Raw genomic sequence first — 25,522 nt, forward strand, 5'->3', positions numbered from 1 at the left:
TTTACTCCTCACAATCTTTTTTAATCCGCATACTATTTCCCACTACCAAAAGTGAGCTAAGCGACATAGAAAGTGCCGCTATAAGAGGTATTACATATCCTGCCATTGCAAGAGGAATGGTAAGCAAATTATACACTAAAGAAATCCATAAATTCTGCTTTATAAAACTATAAGTTCTCCTACCTAGATAAATAGCCTCTCTAATCCCCCCTACTTTATCATCTAGCACCACTACATCTGAAACACTAATAGCAACATCTATTCCCCCTCCCATTGCAATAGCCACATCACTTTTACTAAGTGCTAGCGCATCATTAATACCATCTCCTACCATAATCACTTTTTTACCACTTTTATGGATTTTATCTACAAAATCTGCCTTGCTAATAGGAGAACAATTTGCATAATACTCACTAATGCCTAATTCTTGTGCGATTTTTTTACAAACACCATGATTGTCTCCGCTTAAAAGCACTAAAGAAATTCCCATTTGTTTAATGGATTTTAGAGCAACTTTTGCGTCCTCTTTTAATTCATCTTCTAGCATAAAAACTGCTAAAAGCTCATTATTTTTTGCATAGCAAAAAATACTTCTTTCTTTAAACTTTTCTTGAATCTCTGTTGGTATCTTAATACCATTTTCTAATAAATGTGCTTCATTCCCACCATAATAAAAATCTTCCCCAAGCTTTGCACTCATTCCTCTAGCACTCACTTGTTCTAGCCTAGAAAACTCCACTTCCTTATCTAAATCTCTCCCTAGATACTCCAAGAGGGCAAGTGCAATAGGATGGTTACTTTTAGCTAAAATCTGCTTTAAAATACTAAAATCCTCACAATAAGCGATTTTATCTACGACTTTTAATTTTCCTTTTGTAAGTGTGCCTGTCTTATCTAACACTAAAACACTAGCTTGTGCAATACTTTCAATAAATTTAGCTTCTTTAAATAGTATCTTTCTTTTAAATGCTTCATTAAGCCCAACCAAAGAAGCAATAGGAGTAGCAAGAGCAAGCGCACAAGGACAAGCAATGATAATCACTGAAATCATTACCATAAGACTTTTTTCAAATCCTGCATAAATTCCAAAAAACCAAACCAAAAAAGTAAGCATTGCCAAAGATAAAATCACAACAGAAAAATATCGCGAAATCTTATTAGCTATCTCTTCAATTCTAGGGCGTGCATTAAGAGATTCCTCTACTAAATGAATAAGCTTACTCATAAGAGAATCTTTAAAACTCTTAGTTACCTCATAAATAAAAGGATTATTAAGCACTAAAGATCCTGAAAGTATAGGATTAGCATATTTTTTAAAAACAGGCAAAGATTCACCACTTAATGCACTCTCATCACAAACTGCTTCACTAGATTTTAAAATTCCATCTAATGCAATCCTCTCCCCCACTCTTACTTCTATTAAATCTCCTACTTTAACCGCTTCTATCGCCTTTTCTCTTTTTTCTCCCCCCTCACATACCACCACGCTTAAAGGCATTGTAGCATTTAACATATCAAGAGAATCCACGGCACTTTTTTTGCCTCTAATTTCTAAAAATTTTCCCACTAGCACAAAAGTAACAATCATAGCAACTGATTCAAAATAAGTTTCCCCACCATAAAAACTCGCATAAATAGAGTATAAATACCCTAAAGTTGCTCCACTAATCACTAATAAATCCATATTTGGAACTTTAAACCTTAAAGCCGCATACGCTCCTCTCCAAAAAATAGAACCGCTAAAAAATAAAACCGGAGTAGAAAGCACAAAACCCGCAAAATTCAAAATATTTTTCATATCTTGAGAAATGCCGCTAAAATACCCCGCATATTGTGCTACTGCAATCCACATAATATTCATCACACAAAATATTCCAACGCTCATTTTAATATAATAATCGCGTTTTTCTTTTTTAATATACTGCTCTTGGATTTTAGAATCATAAACATGTGCATCATAGCCTAGCATTCTAATTAGTGCAATAATTTGAGAAAGCTTAATTTTATCTTTATCAAAGAGAATAGTAGCTTTATGGTTTGTGTAATTAATTAATGCTTTTTTAATACCCTCTTGCTTGGTTAAAATCTTTTCATTTAGCCAAACACATGCAATACAATGAATCTTTTCTAAAATTAAAGTTGCCTCGCACAAATCTTCTTTTTCTTGGATATATTTTTCAAAAAAAGCTTCACTATCAAAATATTCTAGTCCCTCATTTTGAGAACTTTCCACAGGCGAGAGTGCTTGATTTCCTAATTTTGCATAAAAATCTTCCAACCCCTCATCTAAAAGCAATTCATAAACACCCTTGCAACCCTTGCAACAAAAGTATTTATCCTCCCCCTTAATTTGTGTTTTGATAAGAGAATTTGTATCAAATTCTAAATGGCAATGATTGCATTTTCTTAGCATAATTTTAGTAATTTATCCTGCTTAACTTTCAAATTTTTTAAGAAATTTTTTGAGATTTCTTGCAGCTTGTCTTATGCGATTTTCATTCTCAATCAATGCAATTCTTACATATTTGTCCCCTTTGTTTCCAAAACCAATCCCAGGACTAACAGCAATTTTTGCTTCTTCTAAAAGCTGTTTTGAGAACTCCATACTTCCTAAATGCTCCGCACATTTTGGAAGAGTTGCCCAAATAAACATACTCGCTTTTGGCTTTTTCATCTCCCAACCTGCTGCACCAAAACTTTCAATCAAAACCTCCATTCTTTTTTCATATTTTTGTGCTATTTCTTTAACACATTCTTGCTCTCCATTTAATGCAATTGTAGAAGCAATTTGGATAGGCGTATAAATCCCATAATCTAGCCAACTTTTAATCTTTTGCAATGCTCCAACCAATCTTTGATTTCCTACAATACAGCCCACTCTCCAACCTGCCATATTATAGCTTTTTGAAAGCGTATAACTCTCTACTGCTACATCTAATGCACCCTCTACTTCAAAAATAGAAGGAGCCACATAACCATCAAAACTTAAATCAGCATAAGCAATATCATTAATAATATAAAAACGCTCTTTTTTGGCTAATGCTACAAGTCTTTCATAAAATTCTTTATAAACCACTACGGTTGTAGGATTATGCGGAAAATTTGTTACTACAAATTTTGGCTTTGGCATTGTATTTTTTAAAGCTTCCTCTAAAGATTTAAAATAAGCTTCTACATCTAGCTCATAATTTTCATTCCACTCTAGCCCAAAAGTAGCCACATTTGCACCTGCTAAAATAAAAGCATAATAATGGATAGGATATGCAGGTTCTGCTACAATAGCAGTATCCCCTGGATTTGTGATGGCTTGCACTAAATGCACATAACCTTCTTTAGAACCCATAGCTACGCACACTTGACTCTCTGGATCTAGACTTACTCCATATTTTCTTTTATAAGTATCACTAATTGCTAGGCGTAACTTATAAATTCCCTTGCTCGCAGAATATCCGTGGTTTTTTGGCTTAGTAGCTGCTTCACAAAGCTTTTGTATAATATGATTTGGAGTAGCTCCATCAGGATTTCCCATACTAAAATCAATGACATCTTCGCCCTCTTGCCTCATTTTAAGCTTAATTTCATTGATTGCTGCAAAAACATATTTTGGTAATCTTTTAATTCTTTCAAACTCAATCTCTTCAAACATCTCCACTCCTTATTGCATAATAACATTTAGTCCATTTTTAATATTGATAGGCAAAAAAGTATCACTCACTTTAATAAATTTTACTTCTTTTGGCAAGGTTACTTCAAGCTTTTGCACACTCTCTTTTGTTTCTTCTACTTCTATAATATTCATAAATTTATCAAAAAACACAATCTTAGGGAACCACTTAGCTCCATTAGCACTTTCTAAAATCAGCTTATTCCCACCTTCACACTGATACCAATACTCGCCTGCTAGATTTGCCATAAACTTGCTTTCATTTAAAAGTAGTTGTGTTGCTTTAGGATATTTAAATTCTACATTTTTAAAAGAATATTTCCATTCTTGAAGACTTTTTCTCTCAATCAAATTTGCTTCATAACCATATTCTTTTAATTTTTCTTGCAAAATCACAGGATCAATAGCGTATTCTGTATTCATAGATAAAATAAAACGATATCCTTTTTCATCTATCTGACTTTCTTTAATTAAATAATAATAATATCCCATTGCACGCAAAACTTCATAAAGCGCATTCATAAAAACAAGAGGATTTTCTTTGATTTCAAATTCTACTAAAAGCTCCTTTGGAACGCCAAAAGTAAGGCTTAAAAGCCCATTAGCTTTCAAGGCTTGAGAGATTTTATAGAGATTTGGCTCTCCTTTACCGTTTAAAAAATTTTCCTCTTTAGCAAAAACCTTGTTAATAAAGCGTTCATTTCTTTGAAACTCTTGTGGTCCCAAAATTGAAATAATAGAATAAGTAACTGAATTTGCAAAAACAATACCACTACAAAATAGTATCAAAAAAAGCTTCTTTACCACCCAGCTCCTCCACTTAATCGCATATATTCTGCATAATTAATAGGGGAAACATTCCCTTCTTTATCTACATAAAAACGCATCTTTGTTGCTTGATTGTAATCTTGCAAATTTTCTCCCTGCCCCATCTGTAGCATTCCATGACCTGTTATAAATACTTGCTCTCTTTTTGTGTCAATTTCAATAGGCTTATCAGTAGTTAAAGATACTTTTTGATGATTATCCAAATAAAAAATACCAATCCACATATTTCCTTTAGGTTTTAGTTCAAAAATCTTAGGAGCCTCTACAACCTGTGTTTCTTGTGCTTCTTGAAGTGGAGAATTTATAGGAGCTGAAGAAGAAAGATCTTCTGCAACTTGTGGCAATAAAGTCTGATTATTTTCACTAGATACAGGTGAATTTTGTTCCCCATTTTGCTGTGTAATATTTTCCTCATTGATTTGTGCGGTAGTGTTAATTTCTGTAGCATTTTCATCTTGTTTTAATGAATTAGAAAAATTATTATACACATAAAAACCAATTCCACATAAAATCAAAATCACAGCAATAATAATAATTCCACCCTTATCTTTGCGTGTTTCTGTTACCTCGTGTGTAATTTTTAATTGGATAGAGCCTTCTAAATCCTCATTTTCCTCCCCATTTGCTTTTAAAAACTCCTCATATTCACTCACCCATTCCTTTAAATCCACCTTATATTCACGCTCTAAAATATGCACCAAACCTATTGTGCTTGTCTTATCCTTTAAGGCAGAAAAGTCCTTATTTAAGATATTTTCCACTCTATTAATAGCAATATGAGTTTCTTGTGCTATTTCTTTTGCACCTATTTCGCTTAATTTATCTAATGCTTCCATTTACGATCCTATCCATTAAAATTGCACCCGCAACGCCAACATTTAGCGAGTTAAATCCGTTTTTCATTGGTATATTTAAACAAACATCCATTTTAGCCAAAGTTTTCTTTGATAATCCTCTATCTTCACTCCCTAAAAATAAAGCTTTTTTACTTCCTATATTATTCTCCCCTCCTTTTTCTTCTAAACTTGTCCCAAGCAAGCTAAAACCTGCCTCTTTTAACTCATGAGCAACATCAAGAGTATTTTGCACGATACAAAAAGGCATACCAAACATAGCTCCCGCACTTGTCCTAATAATACCTTCTTGCTTTAACTCTTTTAACTCACAAATCACAATCCCTTCTACTCCAAGTGCATAGGCACTCCTAAAAAGCGAACCGATATTTCCAACATCACTTACTCCACTAAGCACCAAAAGAAAATTTGCCCTTTTTAAATCTTTAAAAGGGGTTTGCAAAAGAGGTTTAATTTTTGCCAAATATCCTTGATGGTTTCCACCATGACAAAGAGCTTGTGCTTTTTTATTATCCAATCTTAAAATAGGCTTACCCAGCTTTTTAAAAAGATTAAAATTACTCTTTTCAATCTCCTTAGAGAGATAAATCTCCTCACACAAATTAGGATACTCCCTAGCAACATACATTACAATCTGTTTTCCATAAACAATCATTCTTCTATCCTAATTTTATTGTCCGCAAAGCTCTTTATAAATCTCTTGTGTAGGTCTATCTTGAAGTTTGCTTAGAATTTTTGCCTTAATTTTTGGAGGAATATCCATACTATAAATTTCCTCTTGAGTAAGACTTCGTTGCTCCTCTTTTTTAGAAACTGCTTTTATTATACAAACCCATTCACCTTTAATATTAGCCTTGTTTAAAATCTCACAAATTTCTGTAATTTTACCAAAAAAGATATTTTGATATTTTTTTGTAAGCTCTTTTGCTAAAAAAACTTGCAAATTACTGTCAATTTTACACAATATTTCCATAGTTTCTAATAATCTATAAGGAGATTCATAGAATACTAAAGGAACTTCACTGTTTAGCCTCTTGCTAAAAAACTCTATTTTTTCTTGAAATTTATGAGGAGGAAATCCCAAAAAAGTAAATTCTTTCTCCACAATTCCACTAAAAGCAACACCCAAAGTCAATGCACTAATCCCCCCATAAACATCATAAGCAATATTATGCTTTTGCAAAAAAAGGATTAATTTAGCCCCTGGATCGCTAATGCAAGGCATACCCGCATCACTTAAATAAGCTATTTCTTGATGAAAAAAATCAAGCTGAATATTTTCTAAAAATTCTTCTTCATTATGGGAGTGCAAAGGGTAATAAGTAAATTCTTTTTTAATAAGAAATCCGCGTTCTTGTAAAAGAGTAATAAGTTTTTTAGTAATTCTTGTATCCTCGCAGAGTAAAACTTCACATTCTTTTAAGCGTTGCAATACTCGCAAGGTAATATCTTCTAAATTACCTATGGGAGTAGGAAGAAAGGTAACCATAGGTTATTTAAGATTGTATTTTTTATTAAACCTTTCTACTCTTCCTGCTGTATCTACTACTTTATCAGAACCTGTATAAAAAGGATGGCAATAAGAAGAAATATCAATTCTTAACTCGCTCTTTGTGCTCATAACCTCAATCTCTTTACCGCTTGTAACGCAAGTTACTTTGCAAGGTACATATTCTGGATGAATTCCTTTTTTCATTTCTTATCCTTGATCTTCTATCTTTGTAGAAGCAATTTTAAAATTAAAGGCAAAATTATATCCAACAAATAATAAATCAATAATAAAAGTTTGTGTAGAATACAATTTATTTTAAAAAAAATGGAGAATATTATGCTAATCACCCCAAAAACTCTAAGTGGTTTTAAAGATAGGCTCCCCAAAGAAGCCTATGCAAAAGCAAAAATGTTAAGAAGCATTACAAAATCTTTTGAAAAATTTGGTTTTTCCCCCATTGAAACCCCCCATTTAGAATATGCAGAAATCCTAAAAAAACAAGGGAGCGATGAAATCCAAAAAGAGATGTATCACTTTTTAGATCATGGCAATAGAGAAGTTGCACTTAGATTTGATTTAACCGTCCCTCTAGCAAGATTTATCTCCCAATACAAAAATGAGCTAGGTTTGCCCTTTAAACGCTATTGTATAGGCAATGTTTTTAGAGGAGAACGGGCTCAAAAAGGAAGATATAGAGAATTTACACAATGTGATTTTGACTTTATTGGAACTACAAGCATAGGAAGTGATGTAGAGATTTTAGAAGTTATCTATCAAACCCTTAGTGATTTAGGATTAAAGGCTTTTACAATCCATATTAATAATAGAAAAATTTTTAATGGGCTTTGTGAATACCTTGGAGTAAAAGATTCTACTGTTGAAATTTTAAGAATCATTGACAAAATTGACAAAATAGGTAAAGACGCTACAAAAGAAGAACTAAAAACCATTCCGCTAGAAATAGATAAAATTGACTTTTTGTTATCTTTCATTCAAAAAAAGCAAGAAAGTAGTGCCCTTTCCCTCTTAGAAGAATTGCAAGATTACAAAAGCTATAATACTACTTTAAAAGAGGGTTTAGAAGAGTTAGAAGAGCTTTGTAAAATTTTACAAAACCTACTGCCTCAAGATTTTTACAAAATCAACCTCTCGATTGCACGCGGACTTGGCTACTACACGGGTATCATTTATGAAACCACTCTTAATGATTTGCCCTCTTTAGGCTCTGTATGTTCAGGAGGAAGATATGATAATCTTACACAAAACTTTTCTAACGAGGCTATGAGTGGCGTGGGTGCAAGTATTGGGCTTGATAGACTTTTAGCAGGATTATTAGAGCTTAACTTAATCTCTACACAAGATAATGTAGCCAATGCTTTACTAATCCCCCTATTTTCTTTAGCACCAAGCTACCAATGTGCCAAAAACTTAAGAGAACTTGGAGTAAATATTGAAGTTTATCCACAAGTTACAAAACCCAAAAAATCTTTCCAATATGCAAATAAAAAGGGTTATAAATGGGTGATTATTCTAGGGGAAAATGAGATTAAAAACAACAACTACTCCCTTAAAGATATGGAAAGCGGAGAGCAATATAGCAATCTATCTTTAAAAGAAATTAAAGAGAAAATCACTCTTTAGTTTCCTTTTTCACTCCCTAAAACCCTATAAACTTTAAAAATCCTATACCATCTAATAAAACTCAAAAAACTTTTTAAAACAATGAAAATTTTTGTTTTCTCTCTAGCTTATGCCAAAATTACGCATTTATTGTAAAAAAGGAAATTTTTATAAAGTTTTTATAAAGATTAAAAAAGCAGAAATATTTAATTGCATTCATAATAAGACAATAGGGTTGCTAGAAGTTTAAATTTTAATGCAAGATTGCAAAAACTATAATGCCACTCTAAAAGATGTTTTATAGGAGCTATGAGAACTTTTTAAAATTTGATAAAACCCACTGCCTCAATATTTTTATAAAATTTTAATAAATTATCTCTTCTAGTTTTATCTTAAATATTTGCAAATCTTCTTTTTTAGCACTCAAATCAAGTAAAACGCCTTGTGCTTGAAAATCTTTATTTACAATCTCAACACCCAAATGATTTGCCATATACTCTATTTTAGCTAGATTTGCATAAGAGATTAAAAGCGTATCACTATCCTTTAAGATAAACTCTTGCAACTCATTTTCATTTTGAGCTTTTAAAATCACATCTTTTGCACCTTGCGTGTAAGCTCTAACAAGCCCACCTGTTCCAAGCAATGTGCCCCCAAAATAACGGATTGTTAAGACACCTGCTTCTATCACCTCATAGCCTCTTAAAACTTTCAAAGTTGGCATTCCTGAAGTGCCTTTGGGCTCTCCATCATCACTAAAAGATTCTTCAATTTGCAAATTGATATTCATCATTCTTGTAGCCCTCACAAAATGCACTGCTTTTGGATGCTCTGCTCTTTGCTGTGTTTCAAATTTTTCAAATTCTTTAATAGGAACTAAATAAGAAATAAAAGTAGATCCTTTTACTTCAAAAGAAGAAGAGATAATATTTTTAAGAGTTTTCATTTAAGCCGTTTTAAATCACCTTTTGCATACTGGATAATCTTTTGTGCAATGGATTCTAAAGCTACAACTTCCACAATTGCACCTCTACTAATAGCTTGTTTTGGCATACCAAAAACAATGCAAGTTTCTTCATTTTGAGCTATAGTATAAGCACCATTACTATGAAGCTCCTTAATACCAATACTTCCATCATCTCCCATACCCGTTAAGATGATGGCTAGAGCACTTTTTCCTGCTACATTATTAAGACTTCTAAACATCACATCAACACTTGGGCGGTGTCTTGAAACTTTTTCTCCATCTAGTGGCTTTGCATAATATTCATTGCCACTTTTTTCTAACACTAAATGCTTATCGCCTGAAGCCAAATAAGCACAAGAGTTCTTTAATATTTCCTTTTTACAAACTTCTTGCACCTGAATTTGAGACAAATCATTTAAACGCTTTGCAAATGATGAAGAAAAACCATCTGGAATATGCTGTGTAATAATAATAGGTGGCAAGCCTAGTGGCAATGCTTGCAAAATCTTAGCAATCGCTTCTACTCCACCTGTGCTAGCACCAATTGCGATAATCTTCTTACCCTCACCTTTAAAAGGGGAGGATTTTAAAACCACATCTGGATGATATTTAGTACTTGAAACTAACACTTTAATCCACCTTCTTTATAAAGATATTCTGCCCTAATCTATCTACTTTATCAGCAAGATTTAAAATGCTCTCACTATGTCCTAGATAAAGTGTTCCACCTACTTTCAAACAAGAAAAAAGCCTCTGTAAGATTTTTTCTTGATCTTCAATTTTAAAATAAATCAATACATTACGACAAAAGATTATATCAAATTCTTTCTGCGAAAAAGGGTAAGAAAGTTGCATAAGATTTAGCTGTTTAAAAGTAATTGCTTCCTTAAGTTCTCTTTTTACCTTCAAAGAAATCTCTTTAGGTGTGAGAGTTTGCATATCAAAATACAAAGAAAGATCTAGCCAATTAGGCAAAGGATTTAGCTTAGTATTTACAATATATTCGCCTTTTCTAGCAGTTTCTAATACCGAAGTGTCTATATCTGTTGCACAAATTGAAAAAGATGTGTTAGATTGATACACTTCTTTTGCATGGAGCAGTGTAGCCGCAATAGAATAGGGTTCTTCTCCTGTGGAGCTAGCTGCACAATAAACTTTGATAGGCTCTCTTTCTTTAAGACGATGGGGTAAAATACGGTTTAACATATCTATAAAATGAAACCCCTCACGAAAAAAATCTGTTTTGTTTGTCGTAAAAGCATTAATAAAATCTTGTTTATTTCTACCTAATTTTACATTTCTAAAAAAAGCTTCAAAATCTTCAATATTGAAATCTCTAGCTAATTTATCAAGACGATTTTTAATCGTAGAATTTTTACTAGGTGGCAAAAAAGTTCCCGCTAATTCATAAATAATATCTCTTGCTTTATCAATATCTTTATCCGTTATTTCTGCCACTTTCTTCCTTTTTAAAATTTTCACTCCAAGTTTTAAAATCTATACTATCTAAAACCTGTCCATTTTTCTCATATTCTTTATAATAGCCTTCTACAAACTCTCTTACTTCTTTGGTATTGGGTTTAAAATACCCTTTCTCATCAAGAGAAGCAAAAAGACTTAAAAACTCTTTAGCATCCTGCTTATTTAAATAAACTTTTGCTAAATCTTCATAAGTTTGCAAATAAAGCTCCACTAAATTAGGTATTTTTGCTTCATCAATACTTAAAGCACAAGTATTAAAATCCCCATTAAATTTCACAATTCCACTTTTAAACAAAAGTTCTAAATGGATTAATCCTTCACAATAATAAGGCAACACTTCGCCCTCTTTCATCCAAGCAATCAACCCCACAGCCCTAGAAATTAAATTAAAAACAAGATCTTTTAAATACTTTTGATGTTGATTGGTAAAATAATAAATCAAACCTCCCATTGTTGCTTTAAATTCTTCAATATTTTTAAATTGCCCACTTTTATTCATAACTTGTTCACTATCTTCATCTACCCACAAGATATGCCCAAACTCATGCCCTACTGTTGCAATCTCATAAATACTATACCAATCTTTTTCTCTAAAATACAAAAGCTCTCTAGTAGAATCCAAAAAATATTTAGGAAAAGTTAGCGAACTCAATTTCATAAAAGGTTTTGCACAAGAAAGCTCCCTCACCCTATCTGGAAAATAAAAAATTTTCTTACCATACTTTTTACTAACACTCTCATCATTAGGCACTACTTGTGCACTAAATAATCCATTCATTTCTGCACCATAAAAAATGAGTGGCATTCCACCATAACTTTGAGTTTGAAGCAGTGATTTTCTTGTAGTTTCATCAATATTTTGCTTATAAGGTGTATTCTCTAGCTTTTTAGTAAAATCTTCATAAAATTTCAAAATCTCTTCTTTTTTTATTTTAAAGCCCTCATCCTTTTGCTCTAGCAAATCTATTCCCTCATAAATTCTAGCAATCCTTATATCCCATTCTGGCGCAACCGCTTTCCTATAATGATCCTCATAATATTCCAAAGGATGTCCAATTTGCAAAGGAGAGCTAAGCTGCATCCATAGCTTATCTACTTCTCTCCATGCTGGCAAAAGCTCTTGAATATCTTTTTGCAAAAGTGCATTTTTTAAAGCTTTAAAATAGTTTAAATGTGCTTCTTTTTGCTCTAAAGAAGGTAAGATTTCTTCAATTTCCTCAAGTTTTTTTAGACATTCATCAAATACTCTTTCAAACTCCAAAAATTCTTCTTTAAAAAATTCTGCATAAGCAACTGCTTTATATTTCCCTTCATAAATTTGTGGCACAGAGTAACTTCTATCGTTTATCTCTCCATCTCTTGCAACTTCTAATGTATCTTTTAAGGCTTCTAAAATTGCTTCCAAATTGCCTCTAAAGTCTTCTGCTAACTTTTTATTAATTTTTAAAATAAGCTCTTTATTCCATACATAAAAAAATTGATTAAAAACAATTCCAATTTTATGCACACTTACAATAACCTCTTGCAAAAAAGGAGTAAGCAAGTCTTTTTCTTTAATAAAATCAATAAGATTTTGGTGTGCTTTTGTATGGTAATCTCTTGCAATAAAATAAAGCTGTTCCTTTTTTTCTAAAATTTGTTCTTCTTTAAAATTTTCTTTTTTTAAAACATTTTCTATTGCACCCTCTTTAAGCCCCACTACTCTATCAATACAAGCTAACAATATTTCTTCATTTTTAGGAGTAGTTTTAAAAAAATTCTCCAAAATTTCTGGAACTCTCCCTTCTTTTACATATTCATAAAATGTATTGTTTTGCCGATTTTGCTCTTGCAAATAACTATAAATTTTAGCTATATCACTTAAAACTTTATTTTTCTCCATTATTATGCTCTTTAATTTTTATAATACTCTTTTAAAACTTCATAAGCTGCATTAATTTCTTGTAACTTTGCATTTGCATTTTCCATAATAGACTGCTCTAAACCCTTATGGTGTAAAATATCTGGGTGGTATTCTCTAACAAGCCTTTTATAGTTCTTTTTCACCTCTTCAAAACTAGCTCCCTTTTGGGTTTCTAAAATCTCATAAGCTCTATCTACACTTACTATTGAACTTTCTTTAGCATAGAATTCTGCAAACTCATCATACATTTTATTAAAATCATCATTTTCTATTTCCAAATAAGCAGCAATATCTAAAATAACTTCTTGCTCTTTAGCCTCTAGTTTAGAATCCGCATAAGCTAGCATTAAAAGATATTCTACTAACTTCAATCTTCTTTTATACTGCCCTTTTGTAACTTCCGCATAAGCATAGGTTAGCTCTTCTACTTCTTCTGTTGTGTTTTTAAAAATATCATAAAGTATCGCTAAAATTTCCTCTTTTTGATAAGTAGCACTTTGGAGTGTGATTTGCTGTGCAATATCTTCTAGAGTATTCCTTACAAGCTCTTTTTCTAAAGGACAAAAATCCCCATCAATATGCGCCACTTTTGACATAAGAGAAGTTAAAATCCCAAGTTCACTTCTTTTAATCTTATCTTCTTTGCTTGTGCTTTTATAAGGATCTTCATAATTTTCATATTCTCTTACTTGACTTTGCGTTTCTATTTCCTCAATTTTTGGACGCGAACTTGGATTATAAAGATAATCCCTAAAATTATAAAAAGCTATAGCAACAACTATAATCGCAACAATAATAAGTATTTCCATACTCTAATTTCCTTAAAACTATAATTTATTTTTGAAAAAAACCTTTAACTTTAGCAAACATTCCAGCATTTGCCAAAAAGCCTAAATTTTGAAGCGTGCTTTTGATAAATTGCTCTTCTTGTGTATTAGCTTCTACTTCTACACTTTGTGTGGCAATATCTACTTTTAAACTTGGAAACTTCTCTTTTAAAGCTTCTTCAATTTTATTAACACAACCTTGACATTTAATATTTTGACACTGTATTTTCATAAGAAAACCTCTAATTTTGAAAAATAAACGAGGAATTGTAGCATAGATTTAACAATTTAAAAAGTTTGTTTTGATTTTTAAGAAGTTGGTGGGCCCTATAGGACTTGAACCTATGACCAATCGGTTATGAGCCGAGTGCTCTAACCAGCTGAGCTAAGGGCCCTTCTCTTTGAAAAAGAAGTGCGATTATACAACATTTCGTATCTAAAAGCAAGTATATGTTCTAAAAATGCAAATAAAATTACAAAAGTAATAAAGCTACTACCCCCATAGCTAAAAAGTGGAAGCGGTATTCCAACTACAGGCGCCAAACCTATTGTCATTGCAATATTTACACTCACATAAATAAAAAGTAGCATTCCAACACAATAAGATACTACCCTTAAAAAATGATCCTTAAAATCCACATTACTTAAGCCAAAAATATGAAAAATAAGCACTCCATAAAGCAAAAATAGCCCAACCGCACCAACAAATCCAAATCTTTCCATAAAATATGGAAAAATAAAATCACTTGTAGCAATGGGTAAAAATTTGTAAGCTGCTTGCGTAGCTTCTTCTTTATTCTTGCCCCAAATCCCTCCTGAACCAATAGCAATCATAGATTGCTTGACTTGATGATCAGGATCTTTAGTTACAAAATCCACAATACGCTTTTTTTGATAATCGTGTAAATTTACATACATAATAGGCGAAGTTAAGCCAATTAAAATAACAATAGCTATCCAAATTTTATAATTTACCCCTATTAAAAACAAAACCCCATAACTCATCAAAAGTAAAACTAGAGCAGTTCCCAAATCTGGCTGCTTTAGCACAAGCACAAAAGGCAACATTATAAAAAAAGAAAGTTTGAGAAAATCTAATAATTTATAACCGCCCTTTGGAGGAGGATTTTTAGCTACTAGATATGCTATCATTAAAATAAGAGCAGGCTTCATAGTCTCTGAAGGCTGAAAGGTAAAATGCACAAATGGCAATTCAAGCCATCTTTGTGCCCCAAGTCTTGTATCTCCAAAAAATTCTACAATAACCAATAAGAAAATATTTAGCCAATAAAATCCAATAATTGCCCACGGTATTTTTCTAATAGGAATAAAAAATGTCACACAAAAAATACAAAACCCAATCATAGCATAAATTAGCACCTTTTGTCCCAAAAATTCGTTATTCTCACTCACTAAAAACCATGAAAGCAAAACAATAGGACTAATTAACAAAGGTAGAATAAAATCAAAATGTGCTAAAATTTTCCTATTAAAATTATTAAGTAATACCAAAAACTACCTTCTTTACAAATTGAATTTAAAGAAGAATTTTAACATAATTTATAAAATGATGGATAAATTTATGCAACATATACACTCTTTTTCTCCAAATCAAGAAGATTTTGGAACAAGATTAGATCAATTTTTAGTTAAATCTTTAAATCTTTCTCGCAATCAAATCCACTCGTTATTAAAAAATGAACGCATTTTACTCAATAATAAAAAAGTGCAGAAAAACGGAATTTCGCTAAAAGAAGGTGATAAAATTACACTCTTAGAGCAAGAAAAGACACAAAAAGAAGAAAAAGAGCTTTATATCCCTTTTTTATATGAGGATGAAGACTTGCTTATTCTCAATAAACCTATTGACTTAATTACTCACAAAGCAAATGATAAAGATTTACAATTTACCCTTATAGATTATTTAAAAAAACACTCCATCCCTCTTTCAAACCTTGGCGATAATACAAGAGAAGGTATTGTGCATAGATTAGACAAAACAACAAGTGGAGCAATGATTATTGCTAAAAATAACTCTACCCATGAACTTTTAAGCTTGCAAATTAAAGAACGCCAAATCCAAAGATACTATCTATGTGTGATTGATAATCCTCTAAAAAATAACATCATAATAGAAACTCCTCTTATGCGACACCCAAAAAATCGTCTAAAATACATCACTACAAATTCTAAAGATGCAAGAGGCAAAGAAGCCAAAAGTGCTTTTTTTAAAATACAAAGTCAAGGAAATTTAGAACTCATAGGTGCAAAACTATTTAGCGGTAGAACACATCAAATAAGAGCCCATCTTGCTAGTTTAAACCGTCATATTTTAGGAGATTACTTTTATGGATACCAAGGCGATTACTCCAAAAGAATTCTACTCCACTCACATTTTCTAAGCTTTATACACCCAAAAAGTAAAAAACTTATAGAAATTTATGCACCCCTTTATAAAGATATGCTATCATATATAAAAGAAAATTTTTATAAGGATAAGCATGAAATTACAGCGGAGTTTAAAATTCCTTTGCACGAGCTTTTTTCTACTAGTTTTTAGTCTTGTTTTATGGGGCTGTTCCTCTTCAGTAGGAACTTTAAGCTTTAATGCAAACCCGACAATCAATCCTAACTTAAAACCACCAACCAATATCCGCACATTAAGTGATGTTAATTCCATAGCATTTGAATGGAATCTTCCTAGTCAAAATGAAATTGCAGGTTATCATCTCTACCGCAAAAAAGAAAATGAGCAAAGTTTTTCCCATATAGCTACAATAGATTCGCGTTTTGCCACACATTATGCAGATAGCAAACTAGAAGCAAACACTACCTATATCTATCAATTTGCTTCTTTTGATGGTGCTAAAAATGTTTCTCCTTTCTCAGAAGCAATCAAAGTAAAAACATTACTCATTGATCCAGTTGCCTACATTGAAGCTATTGGAGGTTATCCTCGTATTGTAAAAGTTATTTGGAGCCCACACCAAGATCCACGCGTAGTAGGCTATCTTATCCAAAAGAAAAACAAAAATGGAGAATGGAAAGATTTAGAAAAAATCAATAATCGTCTTTTAGTGGAATATATTGATAAAAATTTAGAAGATGACTCTACAAGTGAGTATCAAATCCTAGCTTTCAATGCTAATGGAACTTATTCTGCCCCTACAAAAAGCGTGATTGCTTCTACCAAGCCAAAACCTATTCCTGTTAAAAATTTAAGTGCTACTAAAAATCTTCCTAAATCTATAGATCTTAAATGGGACGCCCACCCCAATAAAGAAGTTACACATTATGTTATTTTACGCTCTTCTTTGTTTGGCAGTTTCTCACGCCTTGCAACTATTGATGCAAAACAAACTACTTATAGTGATAAAATTGACAAAGATGGTGCAGAATATAGCTATAAAGTAATTGCGGTAGATAAAGATGGAATTGAAAGCCTTGAGAGCACACCAGTAGCGGGTGCTACTCTTGGATTGCCTCGCACTCCTTTAGTTGTTTATGCACAAATTGAAGGAGATGTAGCAGTATTAAGATGGAATCCACAAGATAACCGCGCTAAAGAATATGTTGTTTATAAAAGAGGCTCCAATTTCTTAAGTGAAACTTTACGCTATACAGAAGTAATGACACCCGAATTTGTAGATAAAGAAGTCAAAGTAGGAGAAAAATACTACTATAGTGTAAGTGCTATTGATGAAAATGGTTTAGAGTCTAAAAAAAGTGAAGAGGTAACTCTCTTCTTGCCTGCACCAAAATAATGCCACATTTTAAAGCTCTTTCCCTATCGCTCCCCGAACTTCCTTGCACCCTTTCTTGCAAGGAAAATGAATTTAGCTTTTTAGAGCTATACTCATCTTGTGTGTTTAAAAATTATTCTCTTTTACACACAACTTCTAAAATATCAAATCTTAAACCTAAAGAATTCTTTTTAACTCTCAAGCAAAACGATAAAAATGCTAAAGAATTTTTAGTAAAATGTGATAAAAGCTCTAAAATTGCGCCCATTGAAATTGCCAAAAATGCCCTTATGCTTCTTGCAAGCAATCAAAAAGTCATCACACACAATCTTAACCAACAAAACATCACCCCCCAATTTAAACTCCCTTTTATCAAAGAAATCAATGATTTTTTAAATTTTGAAGAGCTGTTGCAAAAAGAGGGTTTAGAAAATAAAGAAATTTGGCTAGAAATTGGATTTGGCAGTGGAAGACAGCTTTTGTTTAACGCACAAAACCACAAAGACATTTTACATATTGGTATTGAAATCCACCTACCCTCTTTAGAGCAAGTCGCAAGACAAATTGGACTTCTTCAGCTAAATAATATCCTTATTTTAGCTTATGATGCAAGAATCTTTTTAGAATTATTGCCCAAATGTTCTCTTAGTAAAATTTTTGTGCATTTTCCTGTTCCTTGGGATAAAAAACCTCACCGAAGAATTTTTAGCAATGCTTTTTTAACACAATGTGCTAGAGTCTTAAAAAAAGAAGGAAATTTGCATTTAAGAACCGATAGTTATGAGTATTTTCTCTACTCATTGGATTTAGCTAAAGAATTTAAAAATTTTGAAATCTCCCATCAAAAAAACCAGCAAAATTCCATAACAAGCAAATATGAAGCAAGATGGAATAGGCTCAATAAAGACATTTATGATTTATATCTTTTACAAAAAGAACCCCTAAACATAGCCACAAAGCATTATGATTTTAGCTTTCCTAAAATAACTAGCTCTCCCTTACTTACTCCCTCTTTTAAAAAACAAAAATTTGTCAAAGAGGACTACTTTTTAAGTCTTGAAGATTTACTTATTAATCCAAAAGGAGATAAAAAAATTTTAAAAATTTCTTTTGGAGATTTTGCTTATCCAGAAACCCGTTATATAATTATTGATGAGAATTTGAAATACTTTAGAGAACCTCCCTTAAAAACAGAGGCAAACTTTAAAGCCCATAATCTTTTATGTTCTCTTTTAAAGGAATGTTAAATGAGTGCCATTATTCAAGCAAGCAATATCAATCTAGGCTACAAAAATGAAATGATTATCAAAAATGCTACTTTTAGTATAGCACCTCAAGAATTTGTCTTTATAAGTGGTCCTAGCGGGAGTGGCAAAAGCACTCTTATGCGATCTTTTTATGGAGATTTACCTCTAAAAAGTGGCTCTTTAGAAGTATGTGGAGTGGAGATGTTTAAAGCTAATTCTAAAAGCATTGAAACTTTAAGAAAACATCTAGGTATTATTTTTCAAGATTACAAACTCATCAAAGAATGGAATGTAGAAAAAAATGTAATGCTACCCATGATTATAGGAGGATTTACCAAAGAAGCTTGCAAAGCACAAACGGATAGACTTCTAGCACACATTAAACTTTCCCATAAAGGCAATAAATATCCCTTAGAATTAAGCGGTGGAGAACAACAGAGGGTAGCTATGGCAAGAGCTCTCTCACACAATCCACTTTTGATTTTAGCCGATGAACCCACAGGAAATTTAGATGATTATTCTAGTGATGTGATTTGGAGTCTATTAAAGGGTGTCAATGAACAACTTGGAATTACTATTGTGGTTGTTACTCACAGAATTCCTGAAACTCTAGGTATCCATTACCGCCATTTACACATTGAAGAAGGGGTGATTTATGAACTCTCTTAAAAACCATTTAGCTTTAATTATCCCTCTTGTCGCACTGCTTTTTAGTTTGGAGGGAATTTTATTAATAGATAGAATCTTAAAAGACTATGAAGGAAAACTTGGCAAAAACTATGCCATCATTTTAGCCTCTTCTAGAGAATTATCTTTAGAAGAAATCCAACAAAAAGTGATTGAAGCACAAACACTAATGCCTATTGATACACAAATTGTGCTTGATAGACTAGGAGAAAATATCAGCCAAGCCAATCTTATCCTCTTAAAAAATTCCTTGCCATTTTTTTATTCCTTAAGCTTAAAAGAATATCCAAGTGCTGAAAGATTGCAAGTCATTAACAATACCTTAAAAGACTTTAAAGAAATTATTAGATTTGAAAGTTTTACAAAAAGTCATAATCAAATCTATCAACTTCTTTTAATTATCAATAGCAGTGTGCTAGTATTTGCTTCTTTTATTGCTCTTATTAGCTTACTTTTAATGTTTAAGCAAATTGAAATTTGGCGTTTCCAACATAGCGAAAGAATGAATATTATGAGCTTACTAGGTGCTCCTTTATGGATGCGTAACCAACTGCTTTTTAGGCTTGCTTTTTTAGATACTCTTATTGCTACTTTGATTTGCTCTAGCACTTTAATTTATCTCTCTCAAAATAGCAATCTTGTAAATTTTATGCAAAATGTAGGCTTAAGTAGTGAAGTATTTTCACCCTTTTTAGACACTATTTTGCTTTTGTGTGTAGGCTTAGCACTCTCATTTGTATCTGTATGGATTGTTAGCCTTTACAAGAAAGATTAAAAAATGCGAAGAATTCTTTTTAGTTTCTTGTTGTTCTTGGCTATTTTAGAGGCTAATAATATCAAACAGCAAATTGATAAAAACCAAAGTGCTCTTATTGATAAAAATAAGCAAGTAGCCCTTATTAACCAAAAATTAGAAGAACTTGGAAATGCTCTTAACAAAAAAGATAAAGAACTAAAAGAATTAAATTTAAAAATCAAAGAAAGTGAAGGTAGCATTACCAAAAATGAAAAAGAATTCACTTTAAAACAAAACCAAATGTCTCTTCTTTCTAAAGATCAAGAAAAGCTTTTCTCTCAAAGAAAAAAGATTGAAATGGAAATTATAGATTTAGTAATTAAAGATATTTCTTTTGTAATTTTGCTTAATGATTTTCAAACTGAATCCATACAAGATTTAATCACGGAAGAAAGCTTTAAAATCCTAAACCAAAGCACAAAAAATGATTTAGCAAAGTTAAGCAATGAGCAAGGAAAAGTGATTGCCAAAATTACCTCATTACAAAAAGAAATTGATATCATTAGAAATTATATTGATTTAGAAAATAAAAAAAGATTGGACTTAAAAGAACTCCAAAACAAACAAGAAAATGCACTAAAAGATTATCAAAAAGAAATCCAAAAATACGATAATGAGCTAAAAACAATCATCAAAGAACGAGATTCTTTACAAGAAATTTTAGTCCAATTAAATATCCTAAAAAGTCAAGAGGAAGAAAAAAAGAAAAAACAAGCAGAATTAGCCAAGCAAAAACCTATCAACAAAGACAAAACTCCCAATAAAGATTCCAATATTGATGTAAGACAAGTGGCTAGCTCTTACCATAAAATTAGCACTACAAAATACAAAGGTGCTAAAACGATTGCTCCATTAGATGACTTTACCATACAAAAGCGTTTTGGAACTTATTATGATCCTGTATATAAAATGAAAGTATTTAACGAATCAGTTACTCTAGCTCCAAAAGGAGATGACAAAGTAAAAAGTGTTTTAGATGGCAAAGTGGTTTTTGCAAAAGATACACCCATTTTAAAAAGAGTTGTTATTATTGAACACAAAGATAATATGCATACTATCTATGCACAATTAGACAAGATTGCCCCCACCATCAAACCTGGTAGCACTGTAAAAAAAGGCTACACCATAGGACGCACACAAAATGCATTAAAATTTGAAGTTACCCTAAAAGACAAACATATTGATCCTCTAGAATTAATTTCTGTAAAAAATTAATTCTTTCCTCTTTACTTTTTAAAAAAATATCCGATATACTTTCTAAGTTAGGTTATAGGTTTTAGTCTAAAAAGACTATAAATAAAAGGAGATTACAATGAATATTTCAGAAAGTGGAATGAATATTGCTAGTTCTTTGGGTAATTCTTATGAGAATTATTCACAGCCAAATAGCCAAGCTTCTTCTCTAAAAGAGCAGCAACAAGATATAGAAGCTCAAAAAGAGAAGCAAGACACAGAAGATCAAAAAAGGCAGCTCAATGAATTAGCTCAAAAATTAAACAAAGAGTTAAGTCCGCTAAATACGAGCGTAACTTTTGATTTCAATGAAGATATAGAAGGGCTCTATATCACAGTAAGCGAACGCGATACCAACCGCGTAATTCGCAAAATTCCAAGTGATGAGGCAATGGAGCTAATGGCTAAAATGAAAGAAGTCGTTGGTATGATTTTTGATAAAAATGTGTGAAATTTAGCAATTTAAAGGAGTTATTATGGCTTTAGGTAGTTTAGCATCTTTAGGGGTTGGAAGTGGAGTTTTAAACTGGGATACTCTAAATTCAATGAAAGAATTGGAAGTGCAAAATCTTGTTAATCCCTATGCAACAAAACTTCAAACCAATATGCAACAACAAACAGAACTTACTGCTTTAATGTCCCTTATGAGTTCTGTAAATAGCAATTTTAGAGCTTTATCAGATTATAGCACCTTCCAAAAGCGTTCTGCAACCGTAGAAGGAACTGGCGTAAAAGCAACAGCAGGCGATGGACTTCCTGTGCAAGATATTACCATCAAAGTAGATCAACTAGCACAAAATGATGTTAATCAAGTAGGCAAAAAATTTCAAGCTAAAGATTCCGTTTTTAGCAATGAAAACACACAATTAAAATTCTACCATAATGGAACAGACTATACTATTGACATTAAAGCAGGAGCAACGCTTACAGAAGTAGCGCAAAGTATTACAGATGCTACAGATGGTGCTGTAAATGGTATTATTATGAATACAGGCGGGGATAATCCTTACCAACTTATGATTCAAAGTAAAGATAGCGGAGAAAAAAATAAAATCTATTTTGGTAGCACTCTAAGTGGTGCTGCAATCCCTGGTGGAGAAATCCAAGATGAAGGAACTTTTAAGGTAACCATTGGTGGCAAAGAGATTGAAATCCAAGGAAGTGAGATTGATAGCAAAGTAGGCAATGATTCCAAACAAAACGCACAAGCCCTCCTTGATGCTATCAATAAAAAAATTGATGAAGATCCAAGCCTATCTGACATCAAAGAAAAAAGAGATAGCGGAGAAATCACCATAGGCTTAAACAAAGATGGCAATGGATTAATGTTTAATGATTCTAAAGGTGGAGAAATCAAGGTTGTAGCAGAAGGCATTAAAGTAAAACCTGCTGAGGGAACTACACCTACAGATAGCGATTTAGGTTTTGGCAAAAAAAGCTCTGTAGGTTCTAGCTCTCTAATCACTGGCAAAAAAGGTGTTGATGAGGGTGAGCTAAGTGGAGTTTTTACAATCAATGGAGAGAAATTTGATTTAGCTGAAATTAGCAAAAATGGCACAGGTGCTAATAATGCTGAAAAAATCATCAACGCAATCAATAGTAACTCCAATCTACAAGGCAAAGTAGAAGCTAAAGTGGAAAATGGAAAATTGGTTATCAATAGTCTTGATGGAGGCACTATTAGAATATCATCTGAGGGTGAAAATGATGAAGCCAAAAAGAAAGTCTTAGATCAAATAGGCTTAAACTCTGGAGCTTATACTCCTAGTAGCAAATTCCTTGAAAGCTTAGATATTACTAGCATTCAAAAAGGACAAGACGCTAAATTTAGCTTCAATGGTATTCCAATCACTCGTGATAAAAATACAGTTGATGATGTAATTTCTGGACTCTCTTTAGAGCTTACTGCGGTTACCAAAGAAAATGAAGAAGTAACTGTAAGAATAGGGAGAGATGATACTGCAATTTTAGATGAAGCAAAGGCTTTTGTAGAAAACTATAATGCTATGATTTTAAAAATTCAAGAGCTTACAAAATATGATGAAGAAACAAAAATAGCAGGTCCTTTTAATGGAAATAGCGAAATAAGAAGTATTACAAGAGAGTTAAATTCTCTTCTTAGCTCCAATGATTTAAATGGTAATAATCTTGTAAAATTTGGGATTTATTTTAACGATGATGGAACATTAAAGCTAGATTCATCTACATTTACTTCAGAATTCCAAAAAGATCCAGATGCAGCTGTAGAATTTTTTAGAGGATCCACTTCTACTATCAATGGTAATACAGAAGAAGTTCCAGGAGTTTTTGCAAAACTAAAAACATCTATGGATAGTTTAATCACCGGTAGTGATTCTACTTTAAAAACACTAGAGCAACAGCTCATTAATGAAAACAAATCTCTCACAGAAGGGAGAGATAATGCAATGGAGCAGATTGATACTCGCTATGAAATGATGGCAGCAAGATGGTCAGCTTACGATCAGCTAATCGCCAAGACAAACCAATCTGCTAGTGCAGTAACCAATATGATTAATGCAATGAATAATAGCAATTAAGGAAATTTACAATGAAAAGCACTTTAGCTTATAACTCATACCAGCAAAATTCTGTAGCAGTAGAATCTCCTGCAAGATTAGTAGAGATGCTTTATGAAGGAATTTTACGCTTTGCCTCTATGGCAAAGAGGTGTATTGATTCTGGAGATATTGAGAAAAAAATCTACTATATCAATCGCACAACAGATATTTTTGTAGAACTTTTAAATTCTCTTGATTATGAAAAAGGCGGACAAGTAGCACATTATTTAACAGGGCTCTACACGCATCAAATCAAGCTTTTAACCCAAGCAAATATGGAAAACAATAAAGATAAAATTGATATTGTGCTTAAAGTAACTAAAGGATTGCTTGAAGCATGGAAAGAGGTAAATCATGAATTGGCTTAATGAATTAAAAATAGCATATTTAAACAAAAACGATGAGCGTCTCTCGCAGCTTTTGGATAACACCCCTATGCTTAAAACTAGAGAAGAGATGTTTGAAGCCTTAGCAATTTTAGAACAAATCACATCTTATGCAAAAGCACAAAAAGATGCCCTCTGGATAGAGATGAAAAAACTAAAACAAACCAAGCAATTTCTTCCTAAAGAGCAAAAAATATCAAGACTTAATATATCTTTTTAGACAAATGTATTACAATTGCCTCTTTAAACAAACAAGGATTTAAAGATGCAATGGAAACCTATTGATATAGAAGATAAAGAGATCATAGACTCATTTTTAAAAAGTCGTGAAATCTTAGTATCTGATCTTACTTTTACTAATCTTTATTTATGGCATTACTCGCGACATATTAGCTATTGTGTGCATAATGAATGTCTAGTGATTAAAACACAATACCCCAATCAAGATCCCTTTATTTTTTATCCTATCCATAAGGAAAATAATTTAGAACTTAAGAAAAAAACAATCTTAGAACTTATGGAGATTTGCCATTCAAAAGGTTACCATTTTTCTATCCATTCTTTAAGTAAAATTGACAAAGAAGAGCTTTCCTCTCTTATGCCTGATATTTTTTCCTACACTTATCGCGAAGATAGAAGCGATTATATCTACTCTATTCCTGAACTTATTGAACTAAAAGGAAAAAAATACCACAAGAAAAAAACCCACTTAAACCGTTTTGTAGAACGCTATAATTTTAGCTACGAGCCTCTAACAGAAGCAAACTGCCAAGAGCTTATACAAACCTATAAAGAATGGTTTGGAAAAATAAGCGATGATGCAAGCGATGGCTTAAGAAATGAATATGTGGGAATTATTGAATCCTTAAAAGAATTTAAAAGACTGAAATTCCAAGGAGGAATTCTAAAAGTAGAGGGAAAAATCATTGCCTTTAGCTTTGGAGAACCCCTAAACTCTAGCACTATTGTTATTCACATAGAAAAAGCTGATATTGAATATATGGGTGCTTATCAAGCTATTAATAGAGAATTTCTTTTCCATGCTTGGAACAATTATACGCTTGTAAACCGTGAAGAAGATTTAGGAATTGAAGGGCTTAGAAAAGCAAAACAATCCTATCAACCCCTTTATTTGCAAGAAAAATTTGATGCTAAAATCATTCAAAAGAATAAATAACTTCACACAAACTTAACACTTTTATTTTATAATTCCT

The 25,522-nt window shown here is 32.1% G+C and carries 26 protein-coding genes and 1 tRNA gene; 12 read left to right on the top strand and 15 right to left on the bottom strand.

Annotated features, from left to right (window positions below):
- Window position 1: 1 nt before the first annotated feature.
- Genes B6S12_RS02535 through rpmE form a run of 7 tightly spaced genes read right to left on the bottom strand, consistent with a single transcriptional unit; the run spans window position 2 to window position 7,042 of the window.
- Window positions 2–2,413, bottom strand: a complete 2,412-nt coding sequence (locus tag B6S12_RS02535) for a heavy metal translocating P-type ATPase (protein WP_181450928.1) — start codon at window positions 2,411–2,413, stop codon at window positions 2–4.
- Window positions 2,414–2,434: 21 nt separating this feature from the next.
- Window positions 2,435–3,646, bottom strand: coding sequence for an LL-diaminopimelate aminotransferase (locus B6S12_RS02540; RefSeq protein ID WP_111229256.1), 1,212 nt, complete (start codon window positions 3,644–3,646; stop codon window positions 2,435–2,437).
- Window positions 3,647–3,655: 9 nt separating this feature from the next.
- Window positions 3,656–4,471: a hypothetical protein gene (locus B6S12_RS02545; RefSeq protein WP_111229257.1), complete on the bottom strand. Its 816-nt coding sequence runs from the start codon at window positions 4,469–4,471 to the stop codon at window positions 3,656–3,658.
- Window positions 4,465–5,328, bottom strand: coding sequence for a hypothetical protein (locus tag B6S12_RS02550; RefSeq protein WP_111229258.1), 864 nt, complete (start codon window positions 5,326–5,328; stop codon window positions 4,465–4,467). Before B6S12_RS02550 ends, B6S12_RS02545 begins: the two co-directional genes overlap by 7 nt.
- Window positions 5,312–6,001, bottom strand: a complete 690-nt coding sequence (gene rlmB, locus B6S12_RS02555; RefSeq protein WP_111229259.1) for a 23S rRNA (guanosine(2251)-2'-O)-methyltransferase RlmB — start codon at window positions 5,999–6,001, stop codon at window positions 5,312–5,314. Before rlmB ends, B6S12_RS02550 begins: the two co-directional genes overlap by 17 nt.
- 15 nt (window positions 6,002–6,016) lie before the next feature.
- Window positions 6,017–6,835, bottom strand: a complete 819-nt coding sequence (rsmI, locus tag B6S12_RS02560) for a 16S rRNA (cytidine(1402)-2'-O)-methyltransferase (protein WP_111229260.1) — start codon at window positions 6,833–6,835, stop codon at window positions 6,017–6,019.
- A 3-nt stretch (window positions 6,836–6,838) separates the two neighbouring features.
- Window positions 6,839–7,042, bottom strand: coding sequence for a 50S ribosomal protein L31 (gene rpmE, locus B6S12_RS02565; protein WP_111229261.1), 204 nt, complete (start codon window positions 7,040–7,042; stop codon window positions 6,839–6,841).
- A gap of 132 nt (window positions 7,043–7,174) precedes the next feature.
- Here rpmE and hisS point away from each other — a divergent pair, with 132 nt between their 5' ends.
- Complete coding sequence (hisS, locus tag B6S12_RS02570) at window positions 7,175–8,479, top strand: histidine--tRNA ligase (RefSeq protein WP_245892488.1); 1,305 nt, start codon at window positions 7,175–7,177, stop codon at window positions 8,477–8,479.
- A gap of 343 nt (window positions 8,480–8,822) precedes the next feature.
- On the opposite strand, the gene B6S12_RS02575 is transcribed toward hisS, so the two are convergent.
- The 8 genes from B6S12_RS02575 to B6S12_RS02610 form a co-directional block, all read right to left on the bottom strand.
- Entirely contained in the window at window positions 8,823–9,404 is a 582-nt protein-coding gene (locus tag B6S12_RS02575) for a YigZ family protein (RefSeq protein WP_111229263.1), read from the bottom strand.
- Complete coding sequence (locus tag B6S12_RS02580) at window positions 9,401–10,054, bottom strand: CheB methylesterase domain-containing protein (protein WP_111229264.1); 654 nt, start codon at window positions 10,052–10,054, stop codon at window positions 9,401–9,403. Before B6S12_RS02580 ends, B6S12_RS02575 begins: the two co-directional genes overlap by 4 nt.
- A gap of 1 nt (window position 10,055) precedes the next feature.
- Window positions 10,056–10,883 (bottom strand): CheR family methyltransferase, encoded by an 828-nt coding sequence (locus B6S12_RS02585; protein ID WP_111229265.1) that lies wholly within the window; start codon window positions 10,881–10,883, stop codon window positions 10,056–10,058.
- Window positions 10,864–12,789 (bottom strand): invasion protein CiaB, encoded by a 1,926-nt coding sequence (gene ciaB / locus B6S12_RS02590; RefSeq protein ID WP_111229266.1) that lies wholly within the window; start codon window positions 12,787–12,789, stop codon window positions 10,864–10,866. The genes B6S12_RS02585 and ciaB overlap by 20 nt, the downstream gene beginning before the upstream one ends.
- Before the next feature lie 11 nt (window positions 12,790–12,800).
- Window positions 12,801–13,619 (bottom strand): DnaJ domain-containing protein, encoded by an 819-nt coding sequence (locus B6S12_RS02595; protein ID WP_111229267.1) that lies wholly within the window; start codon window positions 13,617–13,619, stop codon window positions 12,801–12,803.
- 25 nt (window positions 13,620–13,644) lie between these two features.
- A complete protein-coding gene (locus B6S12_RS02600; RefSeq protein WP_111229268.1) occupies window positions 13,645–13,869 on the bottom strand; it encodes a heavy-metal-associated domain-containing protein in 225 nt (74 codons plus the stop codon).
- Window positions 13,870–13,955: 86 nt separating this feature from the next.
- A tRNA-Ile gene (locus tag B6S12_RS02605) sits at window positions 13,956–14,032 on the bottom strand.
- Complete coding sequence (locus B6S12_RS02610; protein WP_111229269.1) at window positions 14,010–15,149, bottom strand: FtsW/RodA/SpoVE family cell cycle protein; 1,140 nt, start codon at window positions 15,147–15,149, stop codon at window positions 14,010–14,012. The genes B6S12_RS02605 and B6S12_RS02610 overlap by 23 nt, the downstream gene beginning before the upstream one ends.
- A gap of 70 nt (window positions 15,150–15,219) precedes the next feature.
- Here B6S12_RS02610 and B6S12_RS02615 point away from each other — a divergent pair, with 70 nt between their 5' ends.
- From B6S12_RS02615 to B6S12_RS02665, 11 genes are all read left to right on the top strand, one after another.
- A complete protein-coding gene (locus tag B6S12_RS02615) occupies window positions 15,220–16,197 on the top strand; it encodes an RluA family pseudouridine synthase (protein ID WP_111229270.1) in 978 nt (325 codons plus the stop codon).
- Window positions 16,139–17,401, top strand: coding sequence for a fibronectin type III domain-containing protein (locus tag B6S12_RS02620; RefSeq protein WP_181450929.1), 1,263 nt, complete (start codon window positions 16,139–16,141; stop codon window positions 17,399–17,401). The genes B6S12_RS02615 and B6S12_RS02620 overlap by 59 nt, the downstream gene beginning before the upstream one ends.
- A complete protein-coding gene (trmB, locus tag B6S12_RS02625; RefSeq protein ID WP_111229271.1) occupies window positions 17,401–18,627 on the top strand; it encodes a tRNA (guanosine(46)-N7)-methyltransferase TrmB in 1,227 nt (408 codons plus the stop codon). Before B6S12_RS02620 ends, trmB begins: the two co-directional genes overlap by 1 nt.
- Entirely contained in the window at window positions 18,628–19,296 is a 669-nt protein-coding gene (locus B6S12_RS02630; protein ID WP_111229272.1) for a cell division ATP-binding protein FtsE, read from the top strand.
- A complete protein-coding gene (locus tag B6S12_RS02635; RefSeq protein ID WP_111229273.1) occupies window positions 19,283–20,089 on the top strand; it encodes an FtsX-like permease family protein in 807 nt (268 codons plus the stop codon). The genes B6S12_RS02630 and B6S12_RS02635 overlap by 14 nt, the downstream gene beginning before the upstream one ends.
- Window positions 20,090–20,092: 3 nt before the next feature.
- Window positions 20,093–21,325 carry a murein hydrolase activator EnvC family protein gene (locus B6S12_RS02640; protein WP_111229274.1) on the top strand — a complete coding sequence of 411 codons (1,233 nt, stop codon included), beginning with the start codon at window positions 20,093–20,095 and terminating at the stop codon, window positions 21,323–21,325.
- 97 nt (window positions 21,326–21,422) lie between these two features.
- Entirely contained in the window at window positions 21,423–21,794 is a 372-nt protein-coding gene (locus B6S12_RS02645; RefSeq protein ID WP_111229275.1) for a FlaG family protein, read from the top strand.
- A gap of 25 nt (window positions 21,795–21,819) precedes the next feature.
- Window positions 21,820–23,901, top strand: coding sequence for a flagellar filament capping protein FliD (gene fliD / locus B6S12_RS02650; protein ID WP_111229276.1), 2,082 nt, complete (start codon window positions 21,820–21,822; stop codon window positions 23,899–23,901).
- A gap of 11 nt (window positions 23,902–23,912) precedes the next feature.
- Window positions 23,913–24,290, top strand: a complete 378-nt coding sequence (fliS, locus tag B6S12_RS02655; RefSeq protein ID WP_111229277.1) for a flagellar export chaperone FliS — start codon at window positions 23,913–23,915, stop codon at window positions 24,288–24,290.
- Window positions 24,277–24,528, top strand: coding sequence for a hypothetical protein (locus B6S12_RS02660; protein ID WP_111229278.1), 252 nt, complete (start codon window positions 24,277–24,279; stop codon window positions 24,526–24,528). Before fliS ends, B6S12_RS02660 begins: the two co-directional genes overlap by 14 nt.
- A 45-nt stretch (window positions 24,529–24,573) precedes the next feature.
- Window positions 24,574–25,485, top strand: a complete 912-nt coding sequence (locus B6S12_RS02665) for a DUF2156 domain-containing protein (RefSeq protein ID WP_111229279.1) — start codon at window positions 24,574–24,576, stop codon at window positions 25,483–25,485.
- Window positions 25,486–25,522: the final 37 nt, after the last annotated feature.

The organism is Helicobacter valdiviensis (genome assembly GCF_003245365.1).
In the GTDB taxonomy this organism is placed as follows: domain Bacteria; phylum Campylobacterota; class Campylobacteria; order Campylobacterales; family Helicobacteraceae; genus Helicobacter_D; species Helicobacter_D valdiviensis.